The 26,940-nt window shown below is 67.9% G+C and carries 33 protein-coding genes and 1 tRNA gene; 16 read left to right on the top strand and 18 right to left on the bottom strand.

The features are described from left to right. Nucleotides 1–25: 25 nt before the first annotated feature. The 4 genes from FHS97_RS12415 to FHS97_RS12400 all read right to left on the bottom strand — a co-directional run bounded on the left by FHS97_RS12415 (nucleotide 26) and on the right by FHS97_RS12400 (nucleotide 4,313). Complete coding sequence (locus tag FHS97_RS12415; protein ID WP_184038149.1) at nucleotides 26–1,093, bottom strand: catalase family protein; 1,068 nt, start codon at nucleotides 1,091–1,093, stop codon at nucleotides 26–28. Between the two features lie 171 nt (nucleotides 1,094–1,264). Further along, nucleotides 1,265–2,065 carry a glucose 1-dehydrogenase gene (locus FHS97_RS12410; RefSeq protein ID WP_184038146.1) on the bottom strand — a complete coding sequence of 267 codons (801 nt, stop codon included), beginning with the start codon at nucleotides 2,063–2,065 and terminating at the stop codon, nucleotides 1,265–1,267. Next, nucleotides 2,062–3,081: a phosphotransferase family protein gene (locus tag FHS97_RS12405; protein WP_184038142.1), complete on the bottom strand. Its 1,020-nt coding sequence runs from the start codon at nucleotides 3,079–3,081 to the stop codon at nucleotides 2,062–2,064. Before FHS97_RS12405 ends, FHS97_RS12410 begins: the two co-directional genes overlap by 4 nt. Continuing rightward, a complete protein-coding gene (locus tag FHS97_RS12400) occupies nucleotides 3,078–4,313 on the bottom strand; it encodes an acyl-CoA dehydrogenase family protein (RefSeq protein WP_184038139.1) in 1,236 nt (411 codons plus the stop codon). The genes FHS97_RS12405 and FHS97_RS12400 overlap by 4 nt, the downstream gene beginning before the upstream one ends. Nucleotides 4,314–4,448: 135 nt before the next feature. Between FHS97_RS12400 and FHS97_RS12395 the strand changes: the two genes are divergently transcribed. Further along, nucleotides 4,449–5,681, top strand: a complete 1,233-nt coding sequence (locus tag FHS97_RS12395) for a TetR/AcrR family transcriptional regulator (RefSeq protein WP_184038136.1) — start codon at nucleotides 4,449–4,451, stop codon at nucleotides 5,679–5,681. A gap of 225 nt (nucleotides 5,682–5,906) precedes the next feature. Here the strand turns inward: FHS97_RS12395 and FHS97_RS17725 are convergent, their stop codons facing one another. Beyond that, a complete protein-coding gene (locus FHS97_RS17725) occupies nucleotides 5,907–6,761 on the bottom strand; it encodes a helix-turn-helix domain-containing protein (RefSeq protein WP_184038133.1) in 855 nt (284 codons plus the stop codon). Nucleotides 6,762–6,920: 159 nt separating this feature from the next. Between FHS97_RS17725 and FHS97_RS12385 the strand changes: the two genes are divergently transcribed. The 4 genes from FHS97_RS12385 (at nucleotide 6,921) to FHS97_RS12370 (ending at nucleotide 10,306) form a co-directional block, all read left to right on the top strand. After that, complete coding sequence (locus FHS97_RS12385; RefSeq protein ID WP_184038130.1) at nucleotides 6,921–7,559, top strand: glutathione S-transferase N-terminal domain-containing protein; 639 nt, start codon at nucleotides 6,921–6,923, stop codon at nucleotides 7,557–7,559. Nucleotides 7,560–7,689: 130 nt separating this feature from the next. Next, complete coding sequence (locus tag FHS97_RS12380) at nucleotides 7,690–8,187, top strand: EF-hand domain-containing protein (protein WP_184038127.1); 498 nt, start codon at nucleotides 7,690–7,692, stop codon at nucleotides 8,185–8,187. A 41-nt stretch (nucleotides 8,188–8,228) separates the two neighbouring features. Then, the gene (locus FHS97_RS12375) at nucleotides 8,229–8,951 is read left to right on the top strand and encodes a response regulator (RefSeq protein ID WP_028966399.1); all 723 of its coding nucleotides are present in this window, start codon (nucleotides 8,229–8,231) and stop codon (nucleotides 8,949–8,951) included. A gap of 8 nt (nucleotides 8,952–8,959) precedes the next feature. Continuing rightward, complete coding sequence (locus tag FHS97_RS12370) at nucleotides 8,960–10,306, top strand: sensor histidine kinase (protein ID WP_246346643.1); 1,347 nt, start codon at nucleotides 8,960–8,962, stop codon at nucleotides 10,304–10,306. A 100-nt stretch (nucleotides 10,307–10,406) separates the two neighbouring features. Here FHS97_RS12370 and FHS97_RS12365 read toward each other — a convergent pair whose 3' ends face one another. The 12 genes from FHS97_RS12365 to FHS97_RS12310 form a co-directional block, all read right to left on the bottom strand. After that, entirely contained in the window at nucleotides 10,407–11,219 is an 813-nt protein-coding gene (locus FHS97_RS12365; protein ID WP_028966401.1) for an inositol monophosphatase family protein, read from the bottom strand. Between the two features lie 202 nt (nucleotides 11,220–11,421). Continuing rightward, nucleotides 11,422–11,985 (bottom strand): elongation factor P, encoded by a 564-nt coding sequence (gene efp / locus FHS97_RS12360; protein ID WP_184038122.1) that lies wholly within the window; start codon nucleotides 11,983–11,985, stop codon nucleotides 11,422–11,424. A gap of 66 nt (nucleotides 11,986–12,051) precedes the next feature. Beyond that, on the bottom strand, nucleotides 12,052–12,639 hold the full coding sequence (locus FHS97_RS12355; RefSeq protein WP_184038119.1) for a M23 family metallopeptidase: 588 nt from the start codon (nucleotides 12,637–12,639) through the stop codon (nucleotides 12,052–12,054). Nucleotide 12,640: 1 nt separating this feature from the next. Continuing rightward, complete coding sequence (locus FHS97_RS12350) at nucleotides 12,641–13,642, bottom strand: L,D-transpeptidase family protein (RefSeq protein WP_343053443.1); 1,002 nt, start codon at nucleotides 13,640–13,642, stop codon at nucleotides 12,641–12,643. Between the two features lie 151 nt (nucleotides 13,643–13,793). Continuing rightward, on the bottom strand, nucleotides 13,794–14,474 hold the full coding sequence (gene thiE / locus FHS97_RS12345; protein ID WP_184038116.1) for a thiamine phosphate synthase: 681 nt from the start codon (nucleotides 14,472–14,474) through the stop codon (nucleotides 13,794–13,796). An 18-nt stretch (nucleotides 14,475–14,492) separates the two neighbouring features. After that, nucleotides 14,493–14,963 (bottom strand): hypothetical protein, encoded by a 471-nt coding sequence (locus tag FHS97_RS12340; protein WP_184038113.1) that lies wholly within the window; start codon nucleotides 14,961–14,963, stop codon nucleotides 14,493–14,495. 6 nt (nucleotides 14,964–14,969) lie between these two features. Further along, nucleotides 14,970–15,878 carry a class I fructose-bisphosphate aldolase gene (locus tag FHS97_RS12335; RefSeq protein WP_184038110.1) on the bottom strand — a complete coding sequence of 303 codons (909 nt, stop codon included), beginning with the start codon at nucleotides 15,876–15,878 and terminating at the stop codon, nucleotides 14,970–14,972. A 22-nt stretch (nucleotides 15,879–15,900) separates the two neighbouring features. Then, a complete protein-coding gene (locus FHS97_RS12330; RefSeq protein ID WP_184038106.1) occupies nucleotides 15,901–16,251 on the bottom strand; it encodes a type II toxin-antitoxin system PemK/MazF family toxin in 351 nt (116 codons plus the stop codon). Beyond that, complete coding sequence (locus FHS97_RS12325) at nucleotides 16,242–16,478, bottom strand: ribbon-helix-helix protein, CopG family (protein WP_159755253.1); 237 nt, start codon at nucleotides 16,476–16,478, stop codon at nucleotides 16,242–16,244. The genes FHS97_RS12330 and FHS97_RS12325 overlap by 10 nt, the downstream gene beginning before the upstream one ends. 216 nt (nucleotides 16,479–16,694) lie before the next feature. Beyond that, entirely contained in the window at nucleotides 16,695–17,081 is a 387-nt protein-coding gene (locus FHS97_RS12320; RefSeq protein WP_184038103.1) for a hypothetical protein, read from the bottom strand. Next, the gene (dxs, locus tag FHS97_RS12315) at nucleotides 17,078–18,997 is read right to left on the bottom strand and encodes a 1-deoxy-D-xylulose-5-phosphate synthase (RefSeq protein WP_184038100.1); all 1,920 of its coding nucleotides are present in this window, start codon (nucleotides 18,995–18,997) and stop codon (nucleotides 17,078–17,080) included. The genes FHS97_RS12320 and dxs overlap by 4 nt, the downstream gene beginning before the upstream one ends. A gap of 23 nt (nucleotides 18,998–19,020) precedes the next feature. Beyond that, nucleotides 19,021–19,515 carry a Fur family transcriptional regulator gene (locus FHS97_RS12310; RefSeq protein ID WP_184038097.1) on the bottom strand — a complete coding sequence of 165 codons (495 nt, stop codon included), beginning with the start codon at nucleotides 19,513–19,515 and terminating at the stop codon, nucleotides 19,021–19,023. Between the two features lie 53 nt (nucleotides 19,516–19,568). Here FHS97_RS12310 and FHS97_RS12305 point away from each other — a divergent pair, with 53 nt between their 5' ends. After that, on the top strand, nucleotides 19,569–19,814 hold the full coding sequence (locus tag FHS97_RS12305) for an Ntn hydrolase family protein (RefSeq protein WP_184038094.1): 246 nt from the start codon (nucleotides 19,569–19,571) through the stop codon (nucleotides 19,812–19,814). A 306-nt stretch (nucleotides 19,815–20,120) separates the two neighbouring features. Here FHS97_RS12305 and FHS97_RS12300 read toward each other — a convergent pair whose 3' ends face one another. Next, complete coding sequence (locus tag FHS97_RS12300; protein ID WP_184038091.1) at nucleotides 20,121–20,507, bottom strand: MerC domain-containing protein; 387 nt, start codon at nucleotides 20,505–20,507, stop codon at nucleotides 20,121–20,123. Nucleotides 20,508–20,607: 100 nt separating this feature from the next. Between FHS97_RS12300 and recJ the strand changes: the two genes are divergently transcribed. The 10 genes from recJ (at nucleotide 20,608) to FHS97_RS12255 (ending at nucleotide 26,879) form a co-directional block, all read left to right on the top strand. After that, nucleotides 20,608–22,353 (top strand): single-stranded-DNA-specific exonuclease RecJ, encoded by a 1,746-nt coding sequence (recJ, locus tag FHS97_RS12295; RefSeq protein ID WP_184038088.1) that lies wholly within the window; start codon nucleotides 20,608–20,610, stop codon nucleotides 22,351–22,353. 59 nt (nucleotides 22,354–22,412) lie between these two features. Continuing rightward, nucleotides 22,413–22,487 (top strand) — tRNA-Glu (locus FHS97_RS12290). A gap of 82 nt (nucleotides 22,488–22,569) precedes the next feature. Then, a complete protein-coding gene (locus FHS97_RS12285; protein ID WP_184038085.1) occupies nucleotides 22,570–22,758 on the top strand; it encodes a DUF6538 domain-containing protein in 189 nt (62 codons plus the stop codon). A 6-nt stretch (nucleotides 22,759–22,764) separates the two neighbouring features. After that, nucleotides 22,765–24,288: a site-specific integrase gene (locus FHS97_RS12280; protein ID WP_184038082.1), complete on the top strand. Its 1,524-nt coding sequence runs from the start codon at nucleotides 22,765–22,767 to the stop codon at nucleotides 24,286–24,288. Nucleotides 24,289–24,306: 18 nt separating this feature from the next. After that, nucleotides 24,307–24,516, top strand: a complete 210-nt coding sequence (locus tag FHS97_RS12275) for a hypothetical protein (RefSeq protein WP_184038079.1) — start codon at nucleotides 24,307–24,309, stop codon at nucleotides 24,514–24,516. Nucleotides 24,517–24,594: 78 nt separating this feature from the next. After that, nucleotides 24,595–24,789 (top strand): hypothetical protein, encoded by a 195-nt coding sequence (locus FHS97_RS12270; RefSeq protein WP_184038075.1) that lies wholly within the window; start codon nucleotides 24,595–24,597, stop codon nucleotides 24,787–24,789. 717 nt (nucleotides 24,790–25,506) lie between these two features. Continuing rightward, nucleotides 25,507–25,746, top strand: coding sequence for a ribbon-helix-helix domain-containing protein (locus FHS97_RS12265; protein WP_184038073.1), 240 nt, complete (start codon nucleotides 25,507–25,509; stop codon nucleotides 25,744–25,746). Beyond that, nucleotides 25,743–26,015: a carboxymuconolactone decarboxylase family protein gene (locus tag FHS97_RS12260; RefSeq protein WP_246346642.1), complete on the top strand. Its 273-nt coding sequence runs from the start codon at nucleotides 25,743–25,745 to the stop codon at nucleotides 26,013–26,015. The genes FHS97_RS12265 and FHS97_RS12260 overlap by 4 nt, the downstream gene beginning before the upstream one ends. Further along, complete coding sequence (locus FHS97_RS17515) at nucleotides 25,978–26,217, top strand: hypothetical protein (protein WP_246346641.1); 240 nt, start codon at nucleotides 25,978–25,980, stop codon at nucleotides 26,215–26,217. Before FHS97_RS12260 ends, FHS97_RS17515 begins: the two co-directional genes overlap by 38 nt. After that, nucleotides 26,214–26,879, top strand: coding sequence for an aminotransferase class V-fold PLP-dependent enzyme (locus tag FHS97_RS12255; protein WP_343053442.1), 666 nt, complete (start codon nucleotides 26,214–26,216; stop codon nucleotides 26,877–26,879). Before FHS97_RS17515 ends, FHS97_RS12255 begins: the two co-directional genes overlap by 4 nt. Nucleotides 26,880–26,940: the final 61 nt, after the last annotated feature.

Genomic DNA, 26,940 nt, shown 5'->3' with positions numbered 1-26,940 from the left:
ATTCCGGGTCAGCGGCGCGCCCGGATCAACCCGGTTCGTGGATCGGGCAGCGGTTGACGCGCTGGCGGTAGTCGGCGGAGTGGCGATAGGTGTCGCGACGCGCGCGGTTGATGTTGCCGAGCGGCTGGTGCGCCGCAAGTCCGGTCCAGACGCTGAAGCGCATCTGCTCGTTGACCTGCGTGACGCGCGCATCGTCCCAGCTGTTCTGCGCCGCAGCGCGGATCGTGCCGACCCGGACGAACGGCGCTTCCGTTTCGTCCCATTCGACCGTCGCATCCTCGACCGGCTGCCGCGCGAGATCGCGGGCGAGCTGGACACGGAACTCCCACTCGCCGTCAATCGAGCGTAGCTCGTCGCGGACGGTGTGGCGGATCGCGTCGCGGTCGCCGGCGGTGTCGATGATCGCTCCGGTGCGCTCCTTCAGGCCCGGGGCGACGGGGGCGAGGCTGAACTTGGCGATATGATCGCCGTAGCGGAACGCGGTCGCGCTGTAATAGGTCTCGCCGATCGGGTCGACGTTGGGCGCGCCGCCGAGCGTGTTGATCGTCGCGCTCTCGACTCCGACCGCGCCCAGCGCGCTGCTCACCCCGCGCAGCACCGCCGACAGCGCCTTCTTGCCGCCCTCCGCCCTGTCGGTGGTGCGCGCCAGCAGCTTGAGGCTGCTCAGGAATTTCTCGGCGGTCTTCGCCTGAAAGGCGGTGGCGTTGACCATGATGAAGTCCTGCGATCGCCCCTCCGCGCCGGGCAGCCGCTCGCCATCCACGTCGAAGACCTTGATCGCGAGGCCGCGCGGGAGCGAGATCGCGTCGTCGAGGATGTCGCCGGGGTTGGTCGAGAGGCGCATCAGCACCTTGTGCTCGCCCGGCGTGGCGAAAAGGCCCTGCGCCAGTTCGGGGGGAAGATCGGCGTCGATGGTTAGCGTGCCGGCGAGGATCGCATGCGCCTTGGCGTGGACCGCGCGGACAGCGTGGCCGTAATCCCCGGCGGTGGTGTCGAGGACGATGTCGAACTGCTCGTTGAGCTGGGCGATGGTCTCGGCCTCGTCGGGCTGCGGCTGCTCGATGTCGGGGGTGTAACGGACGGGGGCGGGCATCGGGCGACTCTCCTGTGGATGGAGGGTCAACACAGGTTAGCCGCGCGCGTTCCCGGCGGGGCGGAAGGCGATCGAGAACCTCATGCGTCATTGCGCGCGTCGCGAAGCAATCCAGTGCCGGATCAGGACGCGCTGAATTGCTTCGCTGCGCTCGCAACGACGGGATTGTGCTCAGACCGCGGTCTTGCCGTAATCCTGTCGTGTCACCGGGTGGCTCGACGAGAGGCCGCCGTCCGCTGCGAGCGCCTGACCGTTGACGTAGCTCGCCTCGTCGCTGGCGAGGAACAGCGCCACACGGGCCAGTTCCTCGGGCTGCGCGCCGCGGCGCAGCGGGTTGAGGCGGCCGAGGCGGTCCAGCTTGCCGGCGTCGCGCGCGTAGTCGAACGTCGGCCGGGTCATGCCGGTCTCGGTGAGACCGGGGCAGAGCGCATTCACTCGCACCCCTGAGCCCGACAATTGCTGCGCGGCGGTCGTGGCGAGGTTGATGACGCCGGCTTTGGACGCCGAATAAGCGGGGGAGCCCGCGCCCGAGCGCATCCCGGCGACGCTGGCAGTCAGCACGATCGCCCCGCCGCCGCGTGCCGCGATCAGCGGCGCGGCGTGCTTAACCGCCAGCCACGGGCCGATCAGGTTGACGCGCAGCACCTCGGCGAACAGCGCGACATCCGTATCGAAGATGTTTGCCATCCCGCCCGAGATGCCGGCGTTGGCGAACATCACGTCGAGGCCGCCGAAGCGGTCGACCGCGAGCGCGATGGTGCGGGCGACATCGCCTTCGTCGCCGGCATCCATGCGGATCGCCGCCGCCACGCCACCCGCGGCGACAATCGTCTGCGCCGTCTCCTCTGCCTGATCGGTGACGTCGGCGACGACCACCTGCCCGCCCTCGGCAGCGAACAGCATTGCCGCCGCGCGACCGATCCCCGAGCCCGCGCCGGTGACGACGATCGACTTGCCCGCGAAGCGCCTCACGCCCCTGCCCTTTGCGCGAAATGCCAGGCGGCATCGACCAGCCCGCCCATGCGTGCCGCCGTCTCGTGGGCGCGCGGGTTGGCGGCGGTGCCGGTGACGATGCGCTTCTTGATGCCCTGCACGATCCCGGCGAGGCGGAAGAGGTTGAAGGCGAAATACCAGTCGAGCGCGATCGGCGCGCTGCGCCCGGTGCGCGCGCAATAGCGCGCCAGCATCTCCGTCATTTCGGGAATGCCGGTCGCCGCGCCGGTGCGGCCGAGCACGCCCGAGCGGCCTTCGGGCTCGGTCACCCAGCTCATCAGAAAATAGGTGAGATCGGCGACCGGATCGCCGAGCGTCGACAATTCCCAGTCGAGCACCGCCGCGACGCGGGGCTGAGTGCCCGGCGCGAAGCGGAGATTGTCGACGCGATAGTCGCCATGGACGATGCTGGTCCGCTCCTGCGCGGGGACGGTGCGCGGCAGAAAGTCGATCAGCTTCTCCATCGCCGGCATCGGCTCGGTCTCGGCGCCGCGATATTGTTTGGTCCAGCGCGCGACCTGCCGTTCGAAATAATTGCCGGGGCGGCCGTAATCCTCGAGCCCGTTCGCGACATGATCGGTGTTGTGGAGATCGGCGAGCGTGTCGATCATCGCCTCGTAATGCGCGCGGCGCTGATCGGGGGTGAGATCGGGCATCGTGCCGTCCCAGATCGTCCGCCCCTCAACCATCGCCATCACGTAAAAGGCCGAGCCGATCACCGCATCGTCCATGCACAGGCCGTAGGGACGCGGGACGGGAAAGCCGGTCGGGTAAAGCGCGGCGATCACGCGATATTCGCGGTCGACCTGATGCGCAGACGGCAGCAGCGTACCGACCGGCTTACGACGAAGCACGTAGCTGCCGTTGTCAGTATCGATGCGGTAGGTGGGATTGGATTGCCCGCCCTCAAGCCGCTGCTCGCCGGTGACCGCGCCGGCACCGGGGACATGCGCCGCCAGCCACGCGCCGAGCCGCGCGGTGTCGAGGTCGCTCATGCGTATTTGCCGAACTCGTGGCGCGCGATCGCGCGGGCGTGAACCTCGTCCGGGCCGTCGGCGAAGCGCAGCGTGCGCATCGACGCCCAAGCATGCGCGAGGTCGAAGTCGCCCGATACACCCGCGCCGCCATGCGCCTGCACCGCATCGTCGAGGATGCGCAGCGCCATGTTCGGCGCCTGCACCTTGATCATCGCGATTTCCTGCTGCGCGGCCTTGTTGCCGGCCTTGTCCATCATGTCGGCGGCCTTGAGGCAGAGCAGCCGCGTCATCTCGATATCGATCCGCGCGCGCGCGATCCGCTCTTCCCAGACGCTGTGGTCGGCGATGCGCTTGCCGAACGCGGTGCGGGAGACGAGCCGCCGCGCCATCGCCTCGATCGCACTCTCCGCGACGCCGATCGTGCGCATGCAATGGTGGATGCGCCCCGGCCCGAGCCGGCCCTGCGCGATCTCGAACCCCCTGCCCTCGCCAAGCAGGATGTTGTCGACCGGCACGCGCACGTCGGTGAAGCTGACCTCGCCGTGCCCGTGCGGGGCATGGTCATAGCCATAGACCGACAGCATCCGCTCGATCCGCACGCCCGGCGTGTCGAGCGGCACCAATACCATGCTCTGCTGCTGGTGCCGCTTCGCGCCGGTGTCGGTCTTGCCCATCAGGATGCCGATCCGGCACCGCGGGTCGCCAATCCCCGACGACCACCATTTGCGGCCATTGATGACGTAATGGTCGCCGTCACGATCGATGCGCGTCTCGATATTGGTCGCATCGGACGAGGCGACCGCGGGCTCGGTCATCAGAAAGACCGAGCGGACCTCGCCGTGCATCAGCGGCCGCAGCCATTGCTCCTTCTGCGCCAGCGTGCCGTAGCGGTGCAGCACCTCCATGTTGCCGGTATCGGGGGCGGAGCAGTTGAAGCACTCGCTCGCCCAGTCGATCCGCCCCATCTCCTCGGCGCAGAGCGCATATTCGAGGTTCGAGAGCTGGGTGCCCTCGAACACGAACGTGTCGTCGACATGGGTCTGACCCGAGTGCGGCGGCATGAAGAAATTCCACAGCCCGGCGGCCTTCGCCCGCACCTTCACGTCCTCGATGACCGGGAGCACCTTCCACGGATTGTCGTCGTGATGCTGGCGGTCATGCTCGGCGCGGCGCGGCGCGATCTCTTGAGCGATGAAATCGCGTACCCGGTCGCGGAAATGCGTCTCGCGTTCGCTGAGGGTGAAATCCACCGCGCTTCCTCTCCATGGCTGTCGGCGCCATGATGTAGGCCATACCCGATGTTCGGTAAAGCCGATGTTCGCGGGAGTGACACGCGATGAAGAAAAGGACTGCATCTTCGAAACGAGCCATGCTAACGCTACGTCATGGGGGATATCACGACCGAAGAAACCGGCAGCACGCGGCGCTTTCGCGAGAAGCGCCAGGCGATCCTCGCCGCCGCCGCCGACGCGATCAACGAGCAGAGCGCGAAGGGGATGACCTTCGCCGATGTCGCGCGCCGCGTCGGGCTGAACACCACCAGCGTGACCTATTATTTCAAGCGTAAGGAGGAACTGGCCGCCGCGGCGTTCGAGCAGACGCTCGACAGCTTGATGGCGATGCTCGACGAGGCCGCGCGCGCGGCCACCCCGCAGGCGCGGGTCGCGCGGATGGTGACGCTCAACGTCGAGCGGCTGATGCGGATCGAGCGCGGTGAGGAACGCGCGCTGGCGGTGCTGTCCGACCTGCGGGCGATGGACGAACCGATGCGCGCAACGCTGATGAACCGCTGGCGCGAGGTGTTCCGGCGGACGCGCGCTTTGTGGGGCAGCGGGCTGTCACGCGCGGCGACCGATCTGGCCGGTGCGCGCGCGCATGTGCTGCTCGAGAACATCTTCTGGCTGCCGTTGTGGTTGCCGCGCTACGAGGTCGACCAATATCCGCGCGCGGCGGCGCGGTTGACCGCCTTGCTGCGCGACGGGCTGGCGGTGGAGGGTGCCGGCTGGGACCCGGCGGCGGTGGCGCTGCCGCACGACGATCCGGTGCCGGGGCGCGAGGCGTTCCTGCTCGCGGCGACGCGGCTCATCAACGAACTGGGCTATCGCGGCGCCTCGGTGCAGCGGATCGCGTCGGAGCTGAACGTCACCAAGGGCAGCTTCTACCACCATCTCGACGCCAAGGACGATCTGGTCGTCGCCTGCTATCGCCGCAGCTTCGACACGATCGCGGCGACGCAGCGGCTCGCCGACGAGCGCGGCGGGAGCCATTGGCAACGGCTGTGCGACACGGTCGCGACGCTGGTTGCGGTGCAATTTTCGGAGCGCGAGTCACTGTTGCGCACCACCGCGCTGAGCGGGCTGCCGGCAGGCGAGCGGCAGCAGATGATCGACCGCTCGACGCGGATCGCGCGGCGCTTTGCGGGGACGATGATGGACGGGATCGCCGAGGGAACGGTGCGCCCGGTCGACAGCCTGATCGCGTCGCAGGCGCTGATGGGGATGCTCAACGCCGCGTTCGACATGCGTAAGTGGGCGTGGAGCATGGAGCGCGATCGCGCGATCCGTTATTATGCCTCGACGTTGATGTTCGGGATGTTCGACGACCGCGCGCTGGGGTGAGTGGGCGACGCCATGCTGACGGGTAATGATCGGGCCGTCGCTACGGCGGATCGACATTGACGGATCACCTGCCTTCTTTCGTCATCCCGGACTTGATCCGGGATCCCGCTTCTTCCTTCTGTCGGCAAAAGCGGGGCCGCGGATCAAGTCCGGGGCGACGAACGAGGGAATGTCTCGATTATAAATCAGGGCGGTCAGCTTCGAAGCCCTAGATGTAGATGGGCCCTAAACGGGCGTGCCGAACGCCTGCACGCGCGCCATGATCGCGACCTGGTTGTGCGGCCCGCGCCGGCGAGTGAATTCGCGCACCGAGCAGCCGAGGAACAAATGGCTGTCGCGCAGGAAGTGCGACCGATCCCAATAGCCCGCCGCCTCCAGCGCCGCCGGCCCCGCCTCGGGCTCGGTCAGCACCGTCGTCACCGCGCGCAGAAAGCGCGTGCGGCGGAGCAACAATTTGGGGGTGAAGCCGAAGTTGAAGCGCGTCATCGCCGCCAGCGCGCGCGGCGACAGGTCGAGCGCTTCGGCCACCGACTCAATCCGCGTCGTGGCGGGATCGCGCAGCAGCTCGCAGAGCACCTCGATGCGCGGATCGGCGGGCGGGCGGCGGTCGAGCCGCGCCTCCAGCCACGCCTCGAACACCGCGTCGAACGGCTGCCCGCTCTCGAGCGCCTCGCGCAGCATCGTCGCGCCGGGATCGATGTCGTCGAGCGCGATCACGCGATTGGCGTAGCGTGAGACGTCGCCGCCGAAAATCTGCGCCCAGCCGAGCGGCAGCAGCCCGACGCCGACAAGCTCGCCGCCGTGGCAGGTGAGATATCCCGCATAGCTGGTCGGGCCGGTCAGTGCGACCGCGGGCATCGGATCGACCAGCCGGCTGCCGATCCGCAGCGACCATGACGGGCTGTTGCGCAGCGAGACGCGGATCGTCGCGACGCTCGGGAAGAACGCATCGCGCATCTCGCGCGTCGGACACACCGGCGCCGCGAAACGATGATAGCCGGTGACGTAGCGCGCCAGCCGTTCGCCCGGCGGCACGTAGCGCACCTCCACCATCGCCGCCCCGTTATCTTTCCCTGTCACGTCGCCCCCCAGCAACTTCTTAACCCAGCTTCATAATCTTTTGTTGCCGCGCTGCAAGCAGGTGTCGCTTCCCGGCATCGTCGCAAGCCGGTTTGGGGAACGGACCGCAATGTCGGAGCGATGTGCGGTACACGCCCACGACAAGAGGAGCGCAACGCAATGATCGACCTGCATTACTGGCCGACCCCGAACGGGCACAAAGTCCTGATCTTCCTTGAGGAAGCTGGGCTCGATCACCAGATCCACCCCGTTGACATCGGCGCGGGCGCGCAATTCCGGCCCGAGTTCCTGAAGATTTCGCCCAACAACCGGATGCCCGCGATCGTCGATCACGCGCCGCGCGACGGCGGCGCGCCGATCAGCGTTTTCGAAAGCGGCGCGATCCTGCTCTATCTCGCGCACAAGACCGGGTCGTTCGGCGGGCGCGATCCGCGCGCGCATGTCGACGTGCTGCAATGGCTGATGTGGCAGGTGGGCGGGCTCGGCCCGATGCTGGGACAGAACCACCATTTCACGCGCTTCGCGCCCGAGAAGGTACCCTACGCGATCGACCGCTACGTCAAGGAGACGGCGCGGCTGTACGGCGTGCTCGACCGGCAGCTGGAGGGGCGGACGTTCGTGACCGGCGAGGAGTTCACGGTCGCCGACATGGCGTGCCACCCGTGGATCCTGCCCGAGGCGCAGGGGCAGGACGTCGCCGACTTCCCCAATGTCGCGCGCTGGCACGCGACCATCGCGGCGCGCCCGGCGGTGGCGCGCGCCTATGCGCGCGGCAAGGCGATCGCGCCGCCGAAGTAACCGGCGCGCATGGGCGTTGATACAAGTCGCGACAGTTTCGCCTCTCGCCCGACATGTTCGCGCGACGCCCCGGCCGCACAAGGCAGCGGTCGGGGCGCCGGTCGCCCCCCGGGCATGAAGGGGAATGACGATGAAGACGTGGATCACCGCCGCCGCTTTGGGCGCCGCGATGCTGGGCGGGCTGGGTGCGGCCAGCGTGCAGGCCCAGGCCGCGCCGCCGCCCGCGCCGATGCAGCACGCCGACGACGATGGCGACGGCGTGGTTACGCGCGACGAGGCGGCGGCGGATGCCGACCGGCGCTTCGCGGCGATGGACACCAACCATGACGGCAAGCTGACCCGCGACGAACGGCGCGCGTGGCGCGCGCAACGCCGCGCGCCCGCGCCGCGCGACGACGCTGACGGTGCCCGCCGCGCACGGCGCGACGCCGACCAGACGCAGGTGGCGTTCCGCGAGCGCGCGCTCAAGCGCTTCGACCGGATCGACACCAACCATGACGGCCGGATCGACGCGAAGGAGCGCGAGGCGATGATGCTGCTGATGCGCGCGCGGCGCGTCGGGCACGGGCATGGCCGCGCGCATGACGGCGCGATACCGCCCGCCGATGCCGCCGCGCCGATCGGCTAGGCCCTTTTCGCGTGGCGACGATTGTGTCAGGTGCCGTGACCATGGGCGAGATGCCGCACCTCCTGCTGGTCGATGACGAGCGGTCGATCCGCGAGCCACTGGCCAGCTATCTGACCAAGCAGGGCTTTCGCGTCACCCAGGCGGGGGATGCGGAGGCGGCGCGCACGCGGCTGGCGGCCTATGCGATCGACCTGATCGTGCTCGACATCATGATGCCGGGCGAGGACGGGCTGTCGCTGTGCCGCCACGTCCGGGCGACCGGCGAGACGCCGGTGATCCTGCTGACCGCGAAGAGTGAGGAGACCGACCGGATCGTCGGGCTGGAGATGGGCGCGGACGATTATGTCGTGAAGCCCTTCTCCCCGCGTGAACTGGCGGCGCGGATCAAGACCGTGCTGCGACGCACCGCCGGCGGCGGCGGGGTCCGGCACCATGCGCCGGAGAGCGGCTCCTATGCCTTCGCCGGCTGGGTGCTCAAGACCGGCGAACGCGCGTTGGTCGACCGCGAGGGCGTGTCGGTGCCGCTCTCGACCGGAGAATACAACTTGCTTTTGGCGCTGGTACAGCGTCCGCGACAGGTTTTGACACGCGATCAGCTGCTCGACCTGACGCAGGGACGCGAAGCCGCCGCCTTCGACCGCGCGATCGACAATCAGGTCAGCCGCCTGCGCCGCAAGATCGAACCCGACCCCAAGAACCCCGAGATCATCAAGACGGTGTGGGGCGGCGGCTATGCGCTGTCGACGGACGTGACGCGGCTGTGAAGCTGCGCATGCCGTGGCCGCGCAGTCTGGCGGGGCAGATGGCGCTGCTGGTCGCGCTCGCGCTGTTCATGGCGCAGGCGATCAACCTCGCGCTGCTGTTGCGCGAGCGTGGCGCGGTGCGGATGGCGCAGATCACGCGGCCGGCCGCGTACCGGATCGCCGACGCGCTCGATCAGGAAGCCGCGGGACGACCGGTGGTCAGCGATCGCGGCCGCGTCCGGCTGGTGCCGCGCGATCCGATCACCGCGACGATGCAGACGCAACCGGCGGTGGCGCGGGAGCTGGCGAGTCAGCTGACGGACATGGGGGTCCGCGTCGCGGCGGTCGATGTCGCGATCGCCAAGCCGTGGCAATATGTTATCCCGCTCAGCCGCTTCGAGCGGCGGATGGCGATGCGCGCCGCGCATGAGGATGGCCCGCGCGATTCGATCGTGATCGCGGTGAAGCGCACCGACGGACGCTGGATGGCGCTGGCGGGCGGGCTGCCGCGCGAGGATCTGCGGCTGTTCTGGCGGCTGCTCGGGCAGACGTTGATCCTGTACGTCGTGGTGCTGGTGCCGGTGCTGTGGGTGGCGCGGCGCATCTCGCGTCCGCTGCGCGAGCTGGCGGCGGCGGCGCGCGGTTACTCCCCCGCGGCCAAGCCCGAGCCGCTTGAAGAGAGCGGCCCGCCCGACGTTTGCGCGGTGATCGCGGCCTTTAACGCCTTGCGACTGCGCGTGACCGCGATGCTCGACGAAAAGGACCGGATGCTCGGCGCGATCGGGCATGACCTGCGGACCCCGCTCGCCGCGCTGCGGGTGCGGATCGAGTCGGTCGAGGACGATCAGGATCGCCTGCGCATGGCGGACACGATCGCGGAAATGAACCGCACACTCGACGACATTCTGTCGCTGGCCCGGCTCGGCCGGCCCAGCGAGCCGGAGACCGAGGTCGATCTCGCCGCGCTGGTCGATGCGGTGGTCGAGGATTTCCGCGATATCGGCGAAACGGTGACGTTCGAGGAGGCCGAGCGGCTGCGGATGCGGTTGCGGCCGTCGCTGATCCGGCGCGCGGTGCGCAACCTGATCGAGAATGCGGTGAAATATGCCGGCGCGGCGGACGTGTCGTTGGCGTCGGACGAGCGCGTGGCGTCGATCATGGTCGCCGATCGCGGACCGGGCATCCCGCCCGAGCGGCTGGATCAGGTGTTCGATCCGTTCTTCCGCCTCGAAAGCTCGCGCAACCGGCATACCGGCGGGATCGGGCTCGGGCTCGCGCTGGCGCGGGCGATCGTCGAGGAGGCCGGCGGGCGGATCGTGCTGACCGCGCGCGAGGGCGGCGGGCTGGTCGCGACGATCACCTTGCCGCGGGTTTGAATTCGCCGGACATCCCGGACTTGATCCGGGATCCCGCTTCGCCCCATCGCGCGAGAGGCAGCGAGACCCCGGATCGAGTCCGGGGCGCCGGCATGAAGGATCAGCGCAGCGCCTGCGCGACCATCTTGTGCAGCTTGTTGTGGAGCGCATCGTTCGCGGCGAGGAATTCGTTGCGTTCGATCGCGCGGTCGCCGCCGCGGAAGTCGGTGACGTAGCCGCCGGCTTCCTTGACCAGCAGCATCCCGGCCGCGACGTCCCACAGCTTCAGGTCGCTCTCCCAATAGCCATCGAACCGCCCGGCTGCGACCCAGGCGAGGTCGAGCGCCGCTGCGCCGAGCCGGCGAATGCCCGCGACCTGCGGTGCGACCGCGCCGAAGATGCGCGTCCATTGCACGAAATCGCCATGGCCCATGAACGGAATGCCGGTGGCGATCAGCGCCTCCGAGGTCTCGCGGCGCGAGGAAACACGCAGCCGCTGGTCCTGCAACCATGCGCCGCGACCCTTTTCGGCCCAGAAGCTTTCGTCGGTCAGCGGTTGATAGACGAGCGCGGTCGTGATCTCGCGCTTGCCGTTCGGCATCGGCTCCTCGACCGCGATCGAGATGCAGAAATGCGGGATGCCGTGGAGGAAGTTCGACGTGCCGTCGAGCGGATCGATGATGAAGCGCGGCTTGTTCGGATCACCCTCGATCGTCCCGCCTTCTTCCATGACGAAGCCCCAGTCGGGGCGCGCCTTCGACAGTTCGTCGTACAGCGTCCGTTCGCAGCGCTGATCGGCCTGGCTGACGAAATCGGCCGGGCCCTTGCGGCTGACCTGCAGGTGCTGGACCTCGTTGAAGTCGCGACGCAGCCGCGGCGCGGCCTTGCGCGCCGCGCGTTCGATGACGGTGAACAGGCCGGAATGTGATGGCATTTGTCTAACTCCCCCCTCCCTTTCAAGGGAGGGATAATCGGGTCGAAATGCCTCCGGCATTTCTAATCCATGCGGGGCATGGATTACCCAATGATGGGTGGGTCATGTCCGGGTGGTACGGTTTCCGCTTTGGGTGCGGCTGTCGTATCGCGAGCACGCCACCCACCCCCGGCCCCTCCCTTGAATGGGAGGGGGGATAAGTTCAGTCGGCGCGGCGAACGTAGGTTTGCTCGTACACGTCCACGACGATCCGCACGCCGGCGGCGATATGCGGCGGCACCATCACGCGCACGCCATTATCGAGGATCGCGGGCTTGTAGCTCGACGAGGCGGTCTGCCCCTTCACCACGGCGTCGGCTTCGACGATCGTCGCCTCGATCGTGTCGGGCAGCTGTACGCTGATCGGCTCTTCGTCATGGAGCTCCATGACGACGTCCATGCCGTCCTGCAGGAAGGCGGCGGCGTCGCCGAGCAGGTCGCGCGGCAACGTCACCTGCTCGTAGGTTTCCTTGTCCATGAAGACCAGCCCGTCGCCCTCGGCGAACAGGAACTGGAAGTCCTTGGTGTCGAGGCGCACGCGCTCGACCGTCTCGGCGGAGCGGAAGCGGACGTTGTTCTTGCGGCCGTCGCGCAGGTTCTTCAGCTCGACCTGCATGTACGCGCCGCCCTTGCCGGGCTGCGTGTGCTGGATCTTGACCGCGCGCCAGATACCGCCTTCGTACTCGATGATGTTGCCGGGACGGATGTCCACGCCGCTGATCTTCATGGGGCTTCGCCTGTGTAAAAAGAGCCGCGGCGCCGGCGGTGATCCGCGGGCGCCGATCGCGGCGGCTTAGCGCTTGGCGCGCGGTTCGGCAAGAAGCGGAAAGGGATCCACCGCTTCCCCCTCTGACCAGCCCTGGGCCGGCGTGGTGCGCAGCACCGAGAAGTGCAGGTGCGGCGCGGCGGCGTCGGCGTTGCCGGTCGCGCCGACCATGGCGATCGGCTCGCCGCGCCGGATCACCTGCCCCTCGGTCAGGCCGTCGCGGTAACCGTCGAGATGCGCGTAATAATACATGGTCGCGCCGTCGAGCGAGCGGATGTAGATCGTGCGACCACCCGCCACGCTGTCGAACAATTTGTCGATGCGCCCGTCGGCGGCCGCGAGCACCGCGGTGCCGCGCGGCGCCATGATGTCGATCGCTTCGTGGTGGCGCGCGCCACCGTCGCGCGGCTGGCCGAAGGTATCGACCAAGGCATCGCGCGCGACGCCGGCCACCGGCACCAGCAACTGCCCGCCGCTCGTCGCCGGCGGTACGGACGCGGCCGGCAGCGGGGTCGGCGCGGCGACCGGCGCGCGCCCGCCGATCGACACCATCGACGCGAAGCCGGCCCCGAGCAGCAGAATAAGCGCGAGGATCGACCAGCCGAGCTTGGTCATGTCAGGCCTGGAACAGCACCGGGGTTCCCCCCTTCACCATCAACGCTACCCGCGCCGCATCCCAGTTGGTCAGGCGGACGCAGCCGTTCGACTGTGCGCGGCCGATCTGCTCCGGCTCGCTGGTGCCATGGATGCCGTAATGCTCCTTGCTGAGGTCGATCCACACCACGCCGACCGGGTTGTTCGGGCCGGGCGGGATGATCTGCGCCTGCTTGCTGTCGGGCACGCCCTTGAGGATTTTGGGGTTCATCTTCCAGTCGGGATTGGGCGAGACGTGCAGCACCTTCCAGTTGCCGAGCGGCAGCGGATCGCGCGACGAGCCGATCGTCGCGGTATATTGCGCGACCAGATGCCCGTTGCCGTCGAGGACGCGCAGGATGCCGTCCGACTTGTCGACGACGATCTTGGCGGCCTTCGGCACCGCCGCCTCGACGTTGAGCGAGGCAAGCGTCGCGCGCCATTGCGGCGTCGCGTCGGCGGGATAGGCGCGCGAGGTCGGGAAGGAATTGGGCACGGTGATCTTCGAGCCGACCCCGATCGTGGTGACGCCGGGGTTCAGCTCGGCCAGCACCTTGGGCGTGGTGTGGAACCGCTCGGCAAGCTTTTCGAGCGGGCGGCTGTACGCCATTGCCGGCAGCTTCGCCTTTTCGGCATAATCGTCCGGCATCTGTGGCACGTACGGCCCGCGCATCGCGGCAGCGTCGAGCGTCACCTGCATGGTCGGCTGGACGTTGCCGAAGCGGCGCAGCGCGTCGAGCGTCGCGGCATCGGGCTTGCCGGTCACGCGCAGGCCGCGGCTTTCCTGAAAGCCTTTCAGCGCGTTGGTCAGCGATTGTCCGCCGCGCCCGTCGATCACGCCGGGGCCGAAGCCGAGCTTGTCGAGCACGACCTGCATCCGCAGCACCGCCGGGTCGAGCGGCGGGGTCGCGCCCTGCTGCGCCGGGGCGGCGGCGGTGAACGTCAGGGCCAGCATGCTGGAGACGACGGGGGCGATACGCTTCACGGGCACCTCTCGTATTTCGATGCCGTAACAACGCATGTTGGGCCGTAGAGGTCCGCGGCCCATAACGTCATCGCGAGTGCAGCTAAGCAATCCAGTTCTGCATCAGGACGCCCTGGATTGCTTCGCTACGCTCGCAATGACGAAAAGTTCTTTATCCCTTCAACACCGCATCGAAGGCGCGGATCGCCGCCGCCTCGTCCCCACCCCATATTGCATGGCTGGCGGCGATGAAGTCGGCACCGGCGGCGATCAGCGGCGCGGCATTGTCCGGCGTGATTCCGCCGATCGCGACCGAGGGCAGCTCGAACAAGGCGTGCCACCACGACAGGATCACCGGCTCGGGATGGTGCTTCACCGTCTTGGTGTTGGTCGGATAGAAGCTGCCGAACGCGACATAGTCAGCGCCCGCCTCGCCCGCTTCCATCGCAAGGTGGCGGCTGTCGTGGCAGGTGACGCCGATCTGCACCGCCGGTCCGAGCGCCTCGCGCGCCTCGCGCGCGTCGCCATCCTCCTGCCCGAGATGCACGCCGTCGGCGCCGAGGCGCTTGGCAAGGCTGACCGAATCGTTGACGATGAACGCGACCTCGCGGTCGGCGCAGATCCGTTGGAGCGGCTCGGCGAGGCGCGCGGCGCTGTGCTGGTCGACATCCTTCACGCGGAACTGAAAGGCGGCGACCGGGCCGGCGTCGAGCGCGTTGCGGAGGCGATCCGGGAAAGCGCCGGTCACGTCGAGCGGCGAGATCAGGTAGAGCTGGCAGCGCGGACGGCGATCGTCACGCTTGAAGTTGGCGCCGAAATCGGGGTCGAGCGGGCCGAGCGGGTCTTCAGTCATGCGCGTCCGCGTAGCGGGCTATGGCTGCGAGGACAACGCCGCAGCGAACGCCGCCGGATCGTCGAGGCGATGCGCGACCGCGACGATGCGGCGGCGACCGATCGCCAACGGCTCGGCGAGATCGATCCAGACGTTCGGAAACGCGATAAGCGCGAGGTTGAGCACCTCGCGTGCGCGCGTCTCGGCGTGGGTCCATTCGGTCGCCCGCAACCCGACGATGCGCGCACGCTCCACCGTCACGCTGCGCAACCGGCCGGCGCGCAGCACCAGCCGGTCGCCGTCGATCAGCACGGGCAGGTGCCGGAACGAGCGGATCGCGCGGACCAGCCACGCCATCGTCCCGAGCGACACCAAGGTCAGCACCAGCGCCACGCGCGGCCACCAGAAGGCGAGCAGCGCGTGGACGACCAGCATCTCGACCGCCATCAGCGCCACCAGCATCCACATCATCGGCGCGATCGCGCGATGATAGGAGAAGGCGGCGCGCATTGGCGCTTATTCTTCGCCCTTGTAGATCGACACCAATTTGTCGAGCATCGCCAGCGCTTCGCCGCGCTCACGCTGGAAGGTGTTGCGGCCGATGATCGAGCCGTTGCCACCACCCGCGATGATGTCGCGCGCGTCCTGATAGACCGCGTCGGTGCCCTTGGCCGCGCCGCCCGAGAAGACGACGATCCGGCGCCCGGCAAAGCTCGACTGGACGACGTGGCGGACGCGATCGGCCTGGTTCGACCAGTCGGTGCCTTCGTAGCTCTTCTGCGCCTCTGGCTGTTCGATGTGCGCGCTGGGCAGCTTCACCTTGATGATGTGCGCGCCGAGCAGCGCCGCCATGTGCGCGGCGTATGCGCCGACGTCGAGCGCCAGTTCCCCGTCCTTGCTGAGCTTGCCGCCACGCGGATAGCTCCAGATCACCGTCGCGAGGCCAGCCGCGGCGGCTTCCTCGCGCAGCGCGCGGATCTGCTCCATCGACGCGAAGATGTCGTCGGCACCCGGATAGATGGTGAAGCCAATCGCGGCGCAGCCGAGCCGCAGCGCGTCCTCGACGCTGCCGGTCTGCGCCTGCGCGATCTGCGTCGCCCAGCTGTTCGAGCTGTTGACCTTGAGGATCGTCGGGATCTGCCCCGCGAACGTGTCCGCCCCCGCCTCCAGCGCGCCGAGCGGCGCGGCATAGGCCGACAGACCGGCGTCGATCGCGAGCTGGTAATGGTAATGCGGGTCATAGGCCGGCGGGTTGACCGCGAAGCTGCGCGCCGGGCCGTGCTCGAAGCCCTGGTCGACCGGCAGGATGATGAGCTTGCCGGTGCCGCCCAGCTTCCCGTGCATCAGGATGCGCGCCAGATTGGCCTTCACCGCCGGGCTGGTGGCCTCGTACTTGTCCAGAATCGACTTCACGATCGGGGTCATGGTTTCTTCCTGTCCTGTTGCGTTACAAAGCGAGCCAGCGGCGCAGCGCCTGATCGACCTGCTCCATGCGGGTTGCGGAGGCATGGCCGATCACCTTGACGATGCGATGACGGCGGATGCTGGTGATGCGGTCGACCTGCACCTCGCATTCGACGGTGAGGCCGGTATGCTCCTGCGGCGAGATCGTGACGCGGAACAGCACTTCGCCGCCGACGACGGTCGTCAGCGGGCAGAGCGTGACGGTGGCGTGGCTGTCGTTGAACAGATCGGCCTGCACCACGACGCAGGCGCGCGGGCCGCCGCTCGCGCCGTCGGGCGCATCGACCAGCACGATCGCGCCGTGGCGAATTTCGGGCGCGTCACTCACCGCCATGCCGCATCCTCACGCTCGGCCTGTTCCCAGAAGGCGTAATCCTCCTGCGTATCGCGGCGTGAGGCGCGTTGCGACTGGCGGCGCGCCTCGCGGCGGAACGCCTCGTCATGCAGCTCGACGTAGCGGCGCACGGCTTCACGCGCGATATCGCTCTTGCTGCGCCCCTGCGTGCGCGCGACATTGGCGAGCCGTTCTTCGAGTTCCGTATCGAGCCTGACGCCGAGCACCTGCCCCTCCGTTTAACACGTTCAACGTAGGGCTTGTCTGATGATTGCGCAAGCGGGTTTATGGTCGGGGTGTTTATGGCGCGTGGCTCGGGTTTTGCGACAGTCAGGGTGCCGGGCACGTGCTTCGACAGGCTCAGCACGAACGGCGTAAGCAAGCGTCATTGCGAGCGTAGCGAAGCAATCCAGTGCCGGATCAGGACGCCCTGGATTGCTTCGCTACGCTCGCAATGACGAAAGGTAACGGACCACCGCCGCCACATCCGGCAGGTCGGGCAGCGCCGGGCCGGGCGGCGGAAGCTCCGCGCGCAAGGCGGCGTCGGCAACGAAATCGTCGATCTCGCCGCGGTCCATCTTCAGGAAGCGTCTGAGCGTGTCTTCGGGGCGCGGCACCACCCCCTCCCCGTACCAGGGCACGAGCGCCGCGCGCACCGCGGAAGCAAGGCGCGGATCGAGGTCGGCGAACACCGCGTCGAAGTCGTCGGCAGTCCATGCCGCGCGCGCCGCGACCGCGCCGCGGACGCGCCGCACCATCGTCCAGTTCACCCACAACATGCCGATGACGTAGAACGCCGTCAGCGCGGCGACCTTCTGCCAGCCGGTCACGCGCGCGCGATGACGCCCGCTTCGTTGTAGCGCAGCGCCTTGAGCACCGTGTCGACGATCGCATCGGCGTCGAGCCGCGCCTGCGCATATTGCAGCTCGGGCTTGTCCTGATCCTGAAACAGATCGGGCAGCCGCATCGTGCGGATGCGCAAGCCCGCGTCGGTCAGTCCCTCGTCCGACGCCAACGTCAGCACATGCGCGCCGAGCCCACCGACTGCATTCTCCTCGATCGTGATCGCGACCTCGTGCGTAGTTAGCAGGCGGCGGATCAGCGCCTCGTCGAGCGGCTTGGCGAAGCGCAGATCGGCGACGGTCGTGCTCAGCCCCTTGGCGTCGAGCGTGTCGGCGGCCTTGAGCGCCTCGGTCAGTCGCGTGCCGAGCGACAGGATCGCGACCTTCTTGCCCTCACGGACGATCCGGCCCTTGCCGATCTCCAACGCTTTGGGCGTTTCGGGGAGCGCGACGCCGGTGCCGTTGCCGCGCGGATAGCGGACCGCGATCGGCCCCGAATCATGCTCGACGCAGGTCTGCACCATATGGACCAGCTCGGCCTCGTCGGCGGCGGCCATCACGACGAAATTGGGAAGCGTCGCCAGATAGGTGACGTCGAAGCTGCCCGCATGGGTCGCGCCGTCCGCGCCGACCAGCCCGGCGCGGTCGATCGCGAAGCGCACCGGCAGATTCTGGATCGCCACGTCGTGGACGACCTGATCATAGGCGCGCTGCAGGAACGTCGAGTAGATCGCGCAGAACGGCCGCATCCCCTGCGCGGCCAGTCCGGCGGCGAAGGTGACGGCGTGCTGTTCGGCGATGCCGACGTCGAAGAAGCGTTCGGGATGCGTCGCGGCAAATTTGTCGAGCCCGGTGCCCGACGGCATCGCCGCGGTGATCGCGCAGATCCGATCGTCTACGTCCGCGGCCTTGCTCAGCGCTTCACCAAAGACGTTCTGATAGGCCGGCGGCCCCGGCGGAGCCTTGGCCTGCGCGCCGGTGATGACGTCGAACTTCTGGACGCCATGATATTTGTCGGCGGCGTTCTCGGCCGGAGCGTAGCCCTTGCCCTTCTTGGTCACGACATGGACGAGGATCGGCCCCTCCTCCGCGTCGCGGACATTCTCGAGCACCGGGATCAGATGGTCGAGGTTATGGCCGTCGATCGGGCCGACATAATAGAAGCCCAGCTCCTCGAAGAGCGTGCCGCCCATCGTCATCCCGCGCGCATATTCGTCGGTCTTGCGCGCCGCGGACTGGAAGCGGCGCGGCAAGCGCTTGGCGACGCGCTTCATGATCTCGCGCACGCCCAGGAACTCGCGGCTCGACACCATTCGCGACAGATAGGCCGACAGGCCACCGACCGGCGGCGCGATCGACATGTCATTGTCGTTGAGGATCACGACCAGCCGGTTGCCCGCCGCCTCGGCGTTGTTCATCGCCTCATAGGCCATGCCCGCCGACATCGCGCCGTCGCCGATCACCGCAATGCCCTTGCCGGGCTTGTCGGCGAGCTTGCTGGCGGTCGCGAAGCCCAGTGCCGCGGAGATCGAGGTCGAGCTGTGCGCCGCGCCGAACGGGTCGTATTCGCTTTCGCTGCGCTTGGTGAAACCCGACAGCCCTCCGCCCTGCCGCAGCGTGCGGATCCGATCGCGCCGCCCCGTCAGGATCTTGTGCGGATAGCATTGGTGGCCGACGTCCCAGATCAGCCGGTCGGTCGGGGTGTCGAAGACGTAGTGGATCGCGACGGTCAGTTCGACCACGCCCAGCCCGGAGCCGAGATGGCCCCCGGTCACGCCGACCGCCGAGATCGTCTCCTGACGCAGCTCGTCGGCGAGCTGGCGCAGCTGTTCCGGCTTCAGGCGGCGGAGATCGGCGGGCGTATCGACGGTGTCGAGCAACGGCGTGTTCGGTACTTCAACCATCTGACCCGAATAGCTGAGCAGGATCAGTGTGTCGATTGCCCGCTTTGCGTGCGTGCCGCTGCGGCACAGTCGGCGCAGCGGCCGCGCACCTCGATCACCGGCCGCTCCGCCTCGAACCCCGCCGCGCGGGCGGCGGTGCGCAACCCGCCGGTCAGCGAATCGTCGTCGAAGTGGGTAGTGTTTCCGCAACCGTCGCAGACGAGGAAGATGCAATCGTGGCGGCAACCGGGATGCGCGTTGGCGACATAGGCGTTGGCGCTCTCCACGCGCAGTGCGAGATTGGCGGCCACGAACAGGTCGAGGATGCGATAGATGCTGTTGGCTGCGATCCGTCGCCCCTCGCTGCGCGACAATGCTTCGGCGATGTCATAGGCAGAGGCCGGCTTGGCGAACCCGGACAGCGCCGCATAGACGTTCGCGCGCATCGCGGTCCATTGCTCGCCGGAGCGCTCCAGCGTCGCCTTGGCCGCGGCGAGCAGATCGTCGCCGTGCGGTTCGTGATGTGCATGTCGCGCCATGACGGAGATTTAGGCGCCGCACGGCCCCGCGGCAAGTTGAGCGCGGATCGAGGTTGGTCGATGACAAGAAAGTGCGGCTGATCCTCACCGGCAACGGCAACGGCAACGGCGACGCGCCGGAGCCGGGTGTCGCGGCGATCGCCCCGGGCGGCAGTCACGCGCTCGCCGCGGCGCGGGCGCTGGCCAACTATGAACACAACGCCGGAATGCTTTGCCGAAAGGCGATGGAGATCGCCGCCGCGGCCGGCGTCTACGCCACCGACCGCGTCACGATCGAGATGCTGCGCAGCACGATGTGACGCGGACGCCGTCGCCCCTGCGCAGGCAGGGGCCCATGCCTGTGTCGTTTGTCCGGCCTGGTGACAAAGAAGCGATGCCCGCGTGTCAGTCGATCCGCAGCACGCGACAGCCATAGCGCCCGCCTTCGCAAGGGCGACGGTTCACCGCCGCCTCTGCCACTTCCGTCATCCCGGGCTCGATCGGGGATTTCGCTTCCAACCTCGATCGGAGAAAAAGCGGAGCGCGGATCAGGTCCGGGTCGACGAAAAAACGCTCTTCCGGATCAGCATGACGAACGACCCGGCAACCCCGAACCTCGCTCGGTCTCAGCGATGCGGGTGCCGGTTGAGCGCATGGCCCGCCGCCAGCACCGCCACCCCGACGATCGTCAACGCCGATTCGACAAGGTGCCCGCCGGCATGCGCGACGACCAGCGCCGCCATCATCAGCGACAGTCCCGTGCCGCCGAGCACGGTCGGCAGCACGCGCCGGTGCGCGACGATCCCGCGCCCGAACGCGACGCACCCCAGCGCGATCGCCAGCACCAGCCCGGTTTCGTGGATCAACGGGCTGCCGAGAATGCCGCCCGCCGTGGAAAGCACCGCGACGAGGATCGCCGTTGCCAGACAATGGACGACGCACGCTGCCGACAGCCACATCGCGATGCGATCCAGCCGGCCAATCTTCGTGTCGGTGCCAAGGTCGCGGGCCATCATCACCGTATTTTAGGGCGACCAGGCCCATGTTACAACGTCTCATAGCGCTTTTTCTTGCCGCGTGACGCGACGCGGGCAGTCCGCTAAGGCGCGCGGGATGCGCCACGTTCTCGATGTCGAGCGCTCGATCCTCGGCCAGCCCTGGCGCTGGCGTGCGCTGGCCGCCGACCAGCGCGACGGGTTCGTGCCCGACGATCTGCTCACCCAATTGCTGCTCGCCCGCGGTTGCCCGCGCGAGGCGCTCGACGCGCACAAACTGCCGTCGATCCGCAGCTTCATGCCCGATCCGTCGATCTTCCGCGACATGGACACCGCCGCAGCGCGGCTCGCCGATGCGGTCGAGCGCGGCGAGTCGATCGCGATCTTCGGCGATTACGACGTCGATGGCGCGACCTCCTCGGCGCTGCTGGTGCTGTTGCTGCGGCAGCTGGGTCGCGAGGCACGCGTCTATATCCCCGACCGGCTGACCGAGGGCTACGGCCCCAATGCCGCGGCGATCACGCGGCTGGCCGACGAAGGCGCGACCCTGATCGTCACCGTCGATTGCGGCGCGCAGGCGTTCGAGGCGCTCGACGCGGCGCGCTGCGACGTGATCGTCGCCGACCACCACCAATGCGCGACGCAGCTCCCGCGCGCGGTCGCGGTCGTGAACCCCAACCGTCGCGACGAAGGCGACGGCGCGCTGCACGGGCATCTGGCCGCGGTCGGCGTCTGCTTCCTGCTCGGTGCGGCGCTGCTGCGCACGCTGCGGACGCGCGGCTATTTCGCCGATCGCGCCGAGCCGAAGCTGCTCGACCTGCTCGACCTCGTCGCGCTCGGGACGGTCGCGGATGTCGCGCAATTGCGCGGCCTCAACCGCGCCTTCGTTGCGCAGGGCCTCAAGGTGCTGGCGCAGCGCCGCAACATCGGGCTGACCGCGCTCACCGAGGCGGCGCGGCTGACCCGCGCGCCGACCGCCAGCGATCTCGGCTTCGCGCTCGGCCCGCGGATCAACGCCGGCGGGCGCGTCGGGCGGGCCGACCTCGGCGTGCGGTTGCTCACCACCAGCGATCCGGTCGAAGCGCGCGCGATCGCCACCGAGCTCGACCGGCTCAACGAGGAGCGCCGCGCGATCGAGGCGATGGTGCAGGAGGGCGCCGAGGCGATGCTGCGCCACGACCGCGCGGTGTGCGTCGTGGCGGGCGCGGGCTGGCACCCCGGCGTGATCGGGATCGTCGCGGGGCGGCTCAAGGAAAAGCTCGGCCGCCCCGCGATCGTGATCGCGCTCGACGAACAGGGCATCGGCAAGGGTTCGGGGCGCTCGATCACCGGAGTCGATCTCGGCGCGGCGGTGCTCGCGGCCTGCGAACAGGGCTTGCTGATCGCGGGCGGCGGCCATGCGATGGCGGCGGGGCTGACGATCGCCGCCGATCGGGTGAGCGCCTTCGCGGACTGGCTCGACGCGCGGCTGGCCGGTCCGGTCGCCGAGGGGATGGCGGCGCGCGCGCTGCTGTTCGATTCGGTGGTCGCACCCGGCGGCGTGACCCCGTCGCTGGTCGACGCGCTGGAGGCCGGCGGTCCCTATGGCACCGGCTGGCCCGCGCCGCGCGTCGCGGTTGGCCCGGTGCGCGCGGTCAAGGTCGATGTGGTGGGCAACGGTCATGTCCGCGCGATCGTCGCGGGCGACGACGGCCGCAGCCTCAAGGCGATGGCGTTCCGCGCCGCCGACACCGCGTTAGGGCAGGCGTTACTCGCGGCGGGCCCGACGCGGCGGCTATGGCTGGCCGGCCGCGCCAAGCGCGACGACTGGAGCGGCCGCGACGTGGCGGAACTGCACCTCGACGACGCGGCCTGGGCAAATTGATCGCGCGAGACGCTTGACCGCCCGACACAATCCGCCTAGTCGGCTCGGCACCGCAACGAGGCCCCTTCGTCTAGCGGTTAGGACGCGGCCCTTTCACGGCTGAAGCACGGGTTCGATTCCCGTAGGGGTCACCATCCTCACAAAGGCGAGGAATCCGGCGGAAATCGCGAAAATCAACGCTTCAGCAAGCGTCCGGTGCTACAAACGGGGCGCCGGATGTCGCATGCCGTGAAGCGGGCAAAATCGAAGAACGAGCAGTTCCGCATGGCGGTGCCGCCTGACATCCGGCATCTCATCGGCAAGAGTGAATGGACCGCGAGCCTCGGCACGACCGACCCGGTCGCGGCCGCCGCAAAGCGCGGCGAACTCGTCGCCCGCCACAAGAAGGAAATCCTGCGACTTTAGGGGCAGTTGGCCCACAAGCCCGTCGCGGACGCGCTGGCCCTTCTCGACCGCGGCTTCGAGCGGCTGGCAATCATCCGCGGCTCGATGGACAAAGCGATCGCGGAGCAGCTCGCCCTACTCGCCTCGACGGTGATCGACTCCTGGTTGCCTGCCGACCAGCTCGGTCAGCCGCAAAGTTGGGGCGGTATGACCGTATGGGAAGCGGCCGGCGACCCCGAACCGGTTCCCTCGATCGATACGGAGCCGGAGCGCGAGATCTTCCGGGTTCGCGCCGCGTTGTTGGAGGGCACCGGCAAGACCGACGGCATCCTGTATCGCCGTCTCGCCGCGCTGCTGCTGAAACGCCGCGTGTTTCACCCGATCCGGTTCGCAGTCAGCTACATGACGTTGATCGAGCCGAAGCTGAAGCTCGACCGCGACGACGTGTACGAGGCTGTCGCTTCGGCTTATCTCGATCGGCTGGCCGGACATCATTTCACGAGTTGGCCGGCACGCGCTGAGGCCGCGGTCAAGGCGATCCTGTCCATACCGGGTGCGACGACGCCCGCGCATGTCGCGAGGCCTCCGCAGACGGTGGCGACCGGTTTGTGGGCCATGCCGCTTAGCAAGGGGCTGGAGGCCTGGATCAAGGCACGCACGCCGTCCGCGTCCGCGGTAACCGAAGCCACCCGCAGCGTCAGCCGGTTCATCACGTTGCTTGGCGACATGACGCTGGCCGACATCACGCGGCCACATGTCACCGAGTTTCGCGATCTGATCGCGGACGTGCCGCCCCGGTCCACGCCGACGAAGTTGGCCGCGTCCGGTCTGACGTTGAGGGCAGCGATCGAGGCTTATCGGGACGTGCGTCAGGCCTGGAAGGACAGCGGACGGAAGGATGCCGAGCCCGAGCAGTTAGCGCCCGGTACGGTCAAAAAGGATGTCGGCGCCCTGAGCCAGATCCTGAGCGTGATCGTCGAGGAAAGCGGGACCGGCGTGAACGTCGCCGAAGGAATCCTGATACACGGCTATTCCAAGAAGAAGAGCCGCCAGAAGAAGCCACGGCTGTCGCTCACCCCGGCAATGATGCAAAAGTTGTTCGACTCGCCCCTGTTCACGGGTTGCGCGGGGCGCACGCCTGCGAAACGCCATCGTGCCGGCCGTTATATCTTCCAGGACGAACTTTACTGGGCCTTTCTCTTCGGGGTCATGAGCGGACCGAGGTTGCGCGAAATCGGGCAGATCGCGCTCAGCGACGTGCATTCGTCCGATATGCGCCGCACCTACGGCGATGAATACGAAGGGCACTGCACCTTCGTCCATATCACCGGCACGGGTGCCGGGCAGAGCACGAAGACCGAAACCTCCGAGCGTTTCGTGGTCATCCATGACCGCCTGATCGAACTCGGCTTCGACGACTATGTCGCGCGCTGCCGTGCAGCGGGAAAGACGACGTTGTTCGACTTCAACGGCAGGTCGGCCGCGTCGTTCGTCAAAACGCTGAGCAACCGTCTGAAACGGTATATCGACGAAGCCGTTCAGGACGATTAGCGCTACGTCTTCCATTCGATGCGTCACGAATTCACGGATCGCGCCGAACTGAGCGAGATCCCGGCACGTGTCGCCAACTCGATCAAGGGTCATGCGACCGTGGGCGTCGCGGATTCCTACGGCAGCGTGTCCATCCTCGCGCAATACGAGGCGCTGAAAAAGCTGAAGGTCAACTTCATCGACTGGGATCGCCTGCTGCACGCCAAGGATTCGTCGCCGGTGAAGTAAGGCGCGACAACAATCTGTTACTCTCGCCATTGCAAAACGCGCTTGTCAAAGTTCCTCCATCGTTCCATCTTACTCGTGATGAGCGCGATCCTGAACGTCTTGCGGGAGTCGATCGCCGGATTGACCGGCGAGCTTCTCGTGCTTTTCGATCGCATCATTTCCGTCGTCGATATCGATGCGGGTCGGTCCTTCCAGATGCACGAGGCCATTCGCGCCGCGCGTCCGGTCCGCGCCTTCCGCCACCATCCGCCGCAGGCCTGGGCCGCTCCGTGATCCTCGGGTTCGACACGAACCCGTCGCAATCATGGAGATACAACAATGTCCGATACTCAGTTAGCCCCCGCCTCCACCGGGGTGGTCGATCCGCATAAATCGGTGATCGACGAAGCCCGCGCGCTCGGTTGCGCGATGGCTCGGGAAAACAAGCGCCCCTCATAGCTCGACATCGCGCGCGCCTTCGCGGAGGGCTATGGTCCCGGCCCCGTCACTGTAAAGCCGCTCCTCGCGGATCCGCGGTTCGCGCCGTACCGCGATCGGCACGGTGTCCGCGAGAAGCATCTGCGCGATGCGCTGCGGGCGATCCGCGATGCCGAGCGCCAGGCCGACCGCGCGAAGAGCGGCATCGCGGTGCCGAAGCGACGGCGCCGTGCGGAGGTCAAAGCCCCGTCCGACCAGGGAGCGCCGTTGGCCTAGCCGACGCGTTCGGCGGCGTGATCGCCACGACCGATCCGCCGCCAACTCGCCTCGATCAATCAACGGCGGGTGGTGACGCTTCGACGTCACCGCCCGCGAAGAAGCGGCAGAACGGAAAGAAGGAAGTGGGTAGCGAGGGCTGACTTGCGAATACCGCGCCCCCTGCGGGGCGCGGGCCACATCGCTCTGGCGCTGACGCTTTGTCGCTTGATGTGGCGTCGCAAGTCGAAAGGTCCCTCGGCAGGGGACGGCTCCCCTGCACCCCACCAGCCGCCTTCGGCCGCGAAGGAGGAAATCATGCCAGGACAGCGCGGCAGCGAGAACCGCCAGCCGAATCGCATGTTCACGATGCGGCTCGACGATGCCGAATGGGTGCGGCTCGAGGAGATCGCACACCATTCGGGCGTGTCCCGCGCGGACGTGATCCGGCGCATGCTCGCGCACGATCACACCATCGAGGCGGCGCTCGGGCTGCAGTCGGACTTCAGCAACAAGGGCCGGCCAAAAGCCGACAAGATGGGGCAACCGCGCGCTTGACGAAGCGGGTGTCGGCCGACAAGGTCACGCTGTTGCCGGTCTGGGAAGAGGTGCCCCACCTGTTCTCCGACCAATATCGCGCCGCACTGGCCTGGGCCGAGGAGGTGACGCGAGTGAGCGAGACGCATGCCTCGGACGTCGCTTATGCCGCTGCTGCCGCAGCGTTCGAGCCGAAGGATCTGGTCGACCTCACGATCGCAATCGCCGCGATGAACGCCTTCAATCGACTGGGTGCCCCGTTTCGGCTGCCGGTCAAGGCGCAACCCTGATCCGCCGAACACCCCTCGCGAACGCCGCACCATACAGGACATCGACGCACGGCTATACAGCCCCAGCCTCGCGCAGCGGCGCGGCGTCCGCGTCCGTCGCATCGCGCTGCCCGAGCCCGCCACCCGCGCGGGGCTGATCGGCGCTTATGCGCAGGCGATGGCCGACGAACCGCGGCTGAAGCTCATCCTGCTTACCATGTGAGCCATCGCACCGGCTTGGTGATCCCGGTCCGCGAGATTGCCGCGATGGCGCGCGCCCGCGGGATCGACCTGATCGTCGACGCTGCACACAGCTGGCAGCAGCTCGATTTCACGCTGCCGGACCTCGACTGTGATTTCGTCGGGCTGAATGGCCACAAGTGGCGGGGCGCGCCGCTCGGCGTCGGCATCCTTCATATCTGCGAAGGCGCGTTGTCCCGCGTCGACCGGGCTCCCGCCGAAGATGCAAGTGGCCCCGACATCGTAATGGTCCGCACTCATACCGGCATGCTTGATTATGCTTCCTGGCTCACCGTCCCCGCTGCGCTGCCCTTCCAGCAGCGGATCGATCGCGCCGCCCGTGCCGCCCGGCTGCGTGCGCGTCGTGATTGCTGGGTCCGACAGGCGCGGTTGATACCCGGCATCGAGATACTGACGCCGCACGACCCAATGTCGCATGGCGCGATTACGTCGTTCCGGTTCCGTGGGAGGAGCAGCCCACAGGCGAACGCCGCCATTGCCCAGCGCCTGCTTGAACAGCATCGCTTCTTCACTGTTCATAGGACAGGAGCCGCAAACGGACCATGTGTCCGGGTAACGCCGCCCTTGTTCAACTCAGCAAACGATTCCGCCCGTCTAGTCGAGGCCTTGTCAGCCTTTCACTGATCTCAACGCGGTGCGTCTGCGATGATGCGGTACCTTCAACTTTATTTTACCAAATGCCGGG

This window comes from Sphingomonas endophytica (assembly GCF_014199415.1).
In the GTDB taxonomy this organism is placed as follows: Bacteria; Pseudomonadota; Alphaproteobacteria; order Sphingomonadales; family Sphingomonadaceae; genus Sphingomonas; species Sphingomonas endophytica.
Note: the sequence above shows the minus strand (reverse complement) of the source record. Positions and strands in the feature narration are given on the sequence as shown.